At 73.1% G+C, this 6,928-nt stretch carries 5 protein-coding genes; all 5 read left to right on the top strand.

What is annotated here, in order from left to right:
- A partial coding sequence (locus SSOG_RS29340) for an N-acetylglucosamine kinase (protein ID WP_009717889.1) occupies nucleotides 1–664 on the top strand: 664 nt, incomplete at its 5' end.
- Nucleotides 665–794: 130 nt separating this feature from the next.
- On the top strand, nucleotides 795–2,204 hold the full coding sequence (locus tag SSOG_RS29335; RefSeq protein ID WP_106516478.1) for a hypothetical protein: 1,410 nt from the start codon (nucleotides 795–797) through the stop codon (nucleotides 2,202–2,204).
- A gap of 95 nt (nucleotides 2,205–2,299) precedes the next feature.
- The gene (locus tag SSOG_RS29330) at nucleotides 2,300–3,316 is read left to right on the top strand and encodes a glutamate ABC transporter substrate-binding protein (protein ID WP_039938977.1); all 1,017 of its coding nucleotides are present in this window, start codon (nucleotides 2,300–2,302) and stop codon (nucleotides 3,314–3,316) included.
- Between the two features lie 148 nt (nucleotides 3,317–3,464).
- On the top strand, nucleotides 3,465–4,811 hold the full coding sequence (locus tag SSOG_RS29325; RefSeq protein WP_009717886.1) for a coiled-coil domain-containing protein: 1,347 nt from the start codon (nucleotides 3,465–3,467) through the stop codon (nucleotides 4,809–4,811).
- A partial coding sequence (locus tag SSOG_RS29320) for a serine/threonine-protein kinase (RefSeq protein ID WP_063631603.1) occupies nucleotides 4,804–6,928 on the top strand: 2,125 nt, incomplete at its 3' end. The genes SSOG_RS29325 and SSOG_RS29320, both read left to right, overlap by 8 nt.

Genomic DNA, 6,928 nt, shown 5'->3' with positions numbered 1-6,928 from the left:
CGGTCTTGGCCACGGCGGGCGCACCGCCCGCTTCCCCGCCATCGGGCGGCTCTCCGGCGACTGGGGCGGCGGGGGCTTCCTGTCGGAAGAGGCGCTGTGGTGGGCGGCGCGCGCGGAGGACGGCCGGGGCGAGCCGACCGAACTGGCCCGCGCCCTGCCCGCGCACTTCGGCCTGACCACGATGTACGAGCTGATCGAGGCCGTCCACCTGGGGCGGCTGGAGCCGTCCCACCGCTACACGCTGACGCCGGTGCTCTTCGCGGTGGCCGCGGGCGGCGACGAGGTCGCGCGCGCGATCGTCGACCGCCAGGCGGAGGAGGTGGTCACGATGGCCACGGTCGCGCTGACCCGGCTGGACCTGCTGGCCGAGGAGACGCCGGTGATCCTGGGCGGCGGGGTGCTCGCGGCCCGGCACCCCCAGTTGGACGACCGGGTCCGCGAACTCCTCGCCGAGCGCGCGCCGAAGGCCGCGCCCCGGGTCGTCACGGCCCCGCCCGTGCTCGGCGCGGCGCTGCTCGGCCTGGACCACACCGGCGCACCACCGGCGGCGTACGCCCGGCTGCGCGCGCACTACGACGGGGCCGAGGGAGCGGCCACGCAGCGTGCGCGAACGGGCGTCACGGAAACTGACGGTGACGAACTGGGAACCGGGAGTCCCTCCTGAGCGTAATCACAGTGGGGAGAGAAGATCGCGGTCCGAGCAAGATCCAGGCAAGACCGGTGACCTGGCCGGGGGGCGCGGTCCATACTTCTGCGGACAGTGACCGTGGGGTCCGGACCAAGGGGGAGGTCTTGTGTCATCTGTGTCGACCACCGGCAGACCAGCGCCGCCGCCCGCGCCTGCGGCCCCGCCGCGGACCGCGTGGCGGGAGGGCCTGGACCGGTTGCGGGCCGGGGCCACGACCGAGCCCGGGCGGCTGCGGATCATCGGAGCCGTGCTGGCCGCGCTGGTGGTGGCCTTCGGGGCGGTGACGGCCTGGCAGGTCTCCGACCGGAAGACCGCGGCCGACGCGGTGGCCGAGCACAGCCAGCCGCTGAGCGCGGACGCCGCGCGGATCTACCGCTCGCTGGCCGACGCGGACACCACGGCGGCGAGCGGCTTCCTGGCAGGCGGCCAGGAGTCCGCCGCGGTGCGCAAGCGCTATGAGCGGGACATCGACACGGCGTCCGAGCTGCTGGTGCGTGCCGCGGCGAACACCGAGGGGTCGGCCTCGGCACGCGCCGGGATACGGAAGATCAGCCAACTGCTGCCGGTCTACACGGGGCTGGTGGAGTCCGCGCGCGCCAACAACCGGCAGGGCCTGCCGCTGGGCGGCGCGTATCTGCGCTATGCGAACGACACGATGCGCACCCGGCTGCTGCCCGCCGCCGACCGGCTGTACGAGGCGGAGACCGCCCGCCTCGGCGACGACTACGGGGACGCGAAGTCCTGGCCCTGGGCGGCGATAGGCGTGGGCGTGGTCGCGCTGGCCGCCCTGGGCTGGGCCCAGCGCCGCAACTACCAACGGACCAACCGGGTGTTCAACCACGGGCTGCTGGGTGCGTCCGCTGCCGCCACGGTGGTGCTGGTGTGGCTGGTGGCCGGCCATGCTCTCGCACGCGCCGACCTGAACGAGTCCGACGACCACGGGGCGAAGTCCCTGCGGGTGCTCAACGAGGCGCGGATCGCCTCGCTGCGGGCCCGCGCCGACGAGAACCTGACGCTGGTCGCGCGGGGCGCGGTCGTCGTCGACAAGGACGGTGCCAACAAGGGCAAGGACGCCTACGAGGTCAGCTACGCCTCCCGGATGGCCGGGCTCATCGGCGGCGGGTCCGGCGACCGCGCCGCCGAGGGCAGCCTGCTGGACCGGGCAGACGATCTCGCGGACGACGGCGGGGGCCGGGACCCGGTGGAGGCGGCCGCCACGGCGGTCCGCGCCTGGCAGGACCGCCACAAGGCGGCCCGCAGCGCCGATGACGCGGGCGACTACAAGGGCGCGCTGGAGAAGGTCATCGGCACCAAGGACAGCACGGGCGAGTCCTTCGACCGGGTGGACGACGAGCTGGCGAAGGCGCTGGGCCATGAGCAGCGGCAGTTCCAGGAGGCCGCCGACAGCGGGCGCGGGGCGTTCACCGGGATGGCGGTCGGGGCCGGGGTGCTGGCGGTGCTGGGCGCGGCGGGCGCGGTCCTGGGCATAGGCCGCAGGCTGTCGGAGTACCGGTGACGGCGATGGGGGGCGGAGACATGCGAGCGACGCGTACACGACCGGCACGGCCGCGATCGACACGACTGCGACCGGCACGGCCGCGATCGGCGCGGATGCGATCGGGCCTCGCCGCGGTGGTGTGCGCCCTCGGGGTGACCACGGCCATCGTGGGGCCCGCGCTGGTGGACGGCGGGGGCGACACCCGGCAGTCCCAGGCATCTCAGCGGTCCCGCCCGGGTCCGCACCCCCTGGGCGCCGGTTCCGAGGCGGCGGCAGAGGACTGCGAAAAGCCGGAGGCGAGCCTGCGTCCGTCGAGCGCGAGCGGACCGGCCATCAAGCGGATCAAGGAACGGAAGATCCATGGGCACAAGGTCGGCAAGCTGATCGCGGGCGTCGACCAGAACAGCTACCGCTGGGGCTATCGCGACCCGGCCACCGGTGAGCTGACCGGCTTCGACATCGATATCGTGCGCGCGATCGCCAAGGACATCTTCGGCGATCCGGACGCGGTCATCTACCGAACCATTCCGACCAGTCAGCGCATCAAGGCCCTCCAGCAGGGCAAGGTGGACATCGTGGTGCGCACGATGACCATCAACTGCGACCGGATCAAGGACGTGGCCTTCTCCACCGCCTACTTCCAGGCCGGACAGCAGGTGCTGGTCCCCGACGACTCGTCCATCACCGGCTACAACAGGACCCTGCGCGGCAAGCGGGTCTGCACGGCCCAGGGTTCGACCGCCGAGGCCGTGCTGGACGAACCGGAAAAGGGCGCCGAGGCGCTGGGTGCGATCAAGGTGAAGCCCGTTCCCAACCAGCTGGACTGCCTGGTCAGGCTACAGATGGGGCAGGTGGACGCGGTGATCACGGACAACGCGCTGGCGGCGGGCCAGGCCGCCCAGGACCCCTCCGTCAAGCTGGTCGGCCCACGATTCACCGATGAGCTGTACGGCGTGGCGATGAACAAGAACGACGACGACCTGGTACGCCGGGTCAACCAGGTCCTGGAGGACTACCGCAAAGGCGGCGCCGACAGCCCCTGGCAGCGCGCCTACCGCACCTGGCTCGCGGACGATTTCGGCAGGACACAGCGGAACCCGGCACCTCCGGATCCCCTGTACAAGGACTAGAGGGACCGAGAGCAGGAGGAGTTGGGGACCGGCGGGGAGCCGAGGATCACGGACCGGCAAGGATTAGCGCCCGGTTCATACGCGTAGGGATGTCGCAGCAGACGGATCACGCCTGACGGATACGGACACGGACTCGGAGAGGTGATCGATGGGGGTCCCGGGACCCTTCCCCGGCTCCGCGGGGACACCCGAGGGGCCGGCCATGGGCCGTGAAGAGGTGGACCGTGCGCTGGCGAGGCTCGGCGCCGAGCACGAGGCGATCGAGACGTCGCTGCTCGCCCTCCAGGACCACGCGGGCAGAAGGCTGCTCGAAGGCGCCGAGCTGACGGGCGTCACCAAGGAGCGGTGGGCCACCACCGAACAGGCCATCTCGCTGCTGTGGAGCTATTTCGACGCGTACACGGACGCCCTCCGGCGCGCCCGCGAGGTGCGCTCCCGGCATCGCTGGTCCACTCCGGGCGAGCTGGCCGAGCTGACCGAGCTGTTGCGCGGCCCCGGGATCACCCTGCCCAGCACCGCGACGCTCACCGGATCGCCGCTGCTCAGCGAGCAGTTGAGCCTGGACCTGCTGGTCGACCGGATGAACCGCTGGTATGCCGAGGCGCTGGACGTCATCGTCACGGCCGACGCCGTGTGGTCCGCGTTGCCCGCCCGGATCGACATGCTCTCCGCCGAGCTGCACCGCACCCGTTCGCTCGCCCACTCGGTCGGGGTGCGGCCCGGTGAGCACCCCTCGGGCGACGATCTGGAGCAGATCACCGCCGAGCTGACCGCGCTGCGCGCCGAGGTGGTCTCCGATCCGCTCGCCTTCTGGAAACCGGCCGCCGGGAGGAGTTCGGCGCCCGGCGGCGGCAGTCCCGACACCGTCCGCTACGACCGCGCCGCCCGCGCCCTGGACGACGTACGGCGCGAGATCGAGGCCGTCCTGGACGTCCGGCAGGACGCGGAGCGGCGTCTGATGCGGCTGCGCGATGTGCTGTCCCGCGCCGATCGCACCCTCTCCGAGGCCCGGCAGGCGCGCGGTGAAGTGCTGGCGAAGATCGCGGCGTCCGAGGTGCCCGCGGTCAGCGGCCCGCCGACCGCCCTGCACGAGCAGCTGGTCATGGCCGCCGACTACCGCCGGCACTCCCAGTGGCACCGGCTCTCCCCACTGCTGGAGAGCCTGGAGCGGCGCGCCGACGACGAACTGCTGCGCGCCCGTGAGTCGTTGACGGCGGTGACCGCACCGCTCGCGGTCCGCGCCGAGCTGCGCGGGCGGCTGGACGCGTACAAGGCGAAGGTCGCCCGGCACGGTATGGCGGAGGATCCGTTCCTGGTGGAGCGGTATGACGTGGCGCGCCGGATGCTGTGGAGCGCCCCGTGCGATCTGCGCGCCGCCGAGCAGGCGGTCCTGCGCTATCAGCGGGCGGCTGCCGAGGCGTTGGCACCCCGGCAGCAGGATCCCGCCGGTCACGGTGCCGCCGATCGCGGCAGCGAGGGGGAGCGCTATGAGTGACGTCGTCACCTGCCAGCGGCGGGAGTGCGGCGGGACGTACGAGGACGTGGGCGGCGGCGAGCTGTACTGCGGCACCTGCGGGATGGCCCCGGTGGTCTCCCCGCAGGGCATGGTCAGTTCACCGCCGACCGGCGTCGCGGGCGGCGGTGGGCGTGGCTCGTCGTCCCGCTCCTCGCGCTCGTCCCGGCCGTCCCGTTCGTCGTCGTCCCGGCGTTCGGTGTCCGGGCGGCTGTCCCGCTCCTCCTCCGGGCGCTCCTCGCGTTCGGTGTCGGTGCGCGGCTCCGGCTCGTCCTCGACCGCCTCGGGGCGGAACGCGCTGGGCGCGGGTCTGGTCAGCGTCCCGGAGGTGCCGCGCCCCGATCCGCGTACGGCGGTGCTGGCCGACCCCGAGGTGCCGGAGCGGAAGCGGTTCTGCAGCCGGGGCGACTGCGGGGCGCCGGTGGGCCGCGCCCGTGGCGACCGGCCGGGCCGCACCGAGGGCTTCTGCACCAAGTGCGGTCACCCGTACTCGTTCGTGCCGAAGCTCGGCCCCGGCGACATCGTGCACGGGCAGTACGAGGTGGCGGGCTGTCTGGCACACGGCGGGCTCGGCTGGGTCTATCTGGCCATCGACCGTGCGGTGTCGGACCGCTGGGTGGTGCTCAAGGGCCTGCTGGACACGGGCGACGAGGAAGCGCTGGCGGCCGCCGTGTCCGAGCGCCGCTTCCTCGCCGAGATCGAGCACTCCAACATCGTCCGGATCTACAACTTCGTCGAGCACCTCGACCAGAACACGGGCAGTCTCGACGGCTACATCGTCATGGAGTACGTCGGCGGCAAGTCCCTCAAGGACATCGCCAACGCGCGGCGCGCCCCGGACGGCAGGCGCGATCCGCTGCCGGTCGAGCAGGCGTGCGCGTACGGGATCGAGGCGCTGGAGGCCCTCGGCCATCTGCACAGCCGCAATCTGCTCTACTGCGACTTCAAGGTCGACAACGCCATACAGCAGCAGGACCAGCTCAAGCTCATCGACATGGGCGCGGTCCGGCGGGTGGACGACGAGGACAGCGCGATCTACGGCACGGTGGGCTACCAGGCCCCGGAGGTCGCGGAGCAGGGGCCCTCGGTCGCCTCCGACCTCTACACGGTGGCGCGCACCCTCGCGGTGCTCACCTTCGACTTCCAGGGCTATACGAACGTCTTCGTGGACAGCCTCCCGGACCCCGAGCACATCGAGGTCTTCCGGCGGTACGAATCGTTCTACCGGCTGCTGGTGCGGGCCACCGACCCCGACCCGGGGCGCCGGTTCTCCTCCGCACAGGAGATGGCCGACCAGCTGACCGGGGTGCTGCGGGAGGCCGTGGCGCTCCAGACCGGGCGGCCCCGGCCCGCGCTGTCGACCCTCTTCGGGCCGGAGACCCGGGTGGTGGACACGGCGCTGTTCGCCGAAGAGGGCCAGGATCCGTCGCTGCTGGGCGGGCGGACCACGGACCGCGGCGCGCCGCCGGGCGGCCCCGTACCCCCGCAGGGCCCGCTCGTACCGCCGCAGGGCCCGCCCGGGCCGCCGCAGGGGCCGCTGGCCCTGCCGCTGCCCGCCATCGCACCGCTGGACACCCGGGCCACCGCCCTCGCCCTGCCCGTGCCGCTGGTGGATCCCTCGGATCCCAACGCCGGTTTCCTGGCCGGGCTGCTGTCCGCCCCGCCCGCCGAGGTCGGCGCGGCGCTGCAATCCGCGCCCGTCGACTCGCCCGAGCTGCGGCTGCGCCGGGTGCGCGCCCTGCTGGAGCTGGGGCAGGTGCGGGAGGCGGGTGACGCGCTGACCGGTCTGGAGGCCGCGTACCACGACGACTGGCGGATCGTCTGGTACCGGGGGGTGCACGCGCTGGCCTCCGGCGACCACGAGACGGCCGCGCTGTCGTTCGACGCCGTCTACGACGCGTTCCCCGGGGAGCCCGCGCCGAAGCTGGCGCTCGGCGTCTGCGCCGAGGTGCTGGGCCAGTTGGACAACGCGGCGGAGTACTACCGGCTCGTCTGGGCGACCGATCCGAGCTTCGTGAGCGCCGCCTTCGGGCTGGCCCGGGTCCGGCTGTGCTCCGGGGACCGGGCGGACGCGGTGCGGGTGCTGGAGTCGATCGCGG

The organism is Streptomyces himastatinicus ATCC 53653, from assembly GCF_000158915.1.
Taxonomy (GTDB): Bacteria; Actinomycetota; Actinomycetes; order Streptomycetales; family Streptomycetaceae; genus Streptomyces; species Streptomyces himastatinicus.
This window is presented reverse-complemented; position numbering and strand designations above follow the sequence as displayed.

Coding starts and splice junctions, on each gene's coding strand:
- SSOG_RS29330 (WP_039938977.1), top strand. CDS start 2,300: ATGCGATCGGGCCTCGCCGCGGTGGTGTGCGCCCTCGGGGTGACCACG.
- SSOG_RS29325 (WP_009717886.1), top strand. CDS start 3,465: ATGGGGGTCCCGGGACCCTTCCCCGGCTCCGCGGGGACACCCGAGGGG.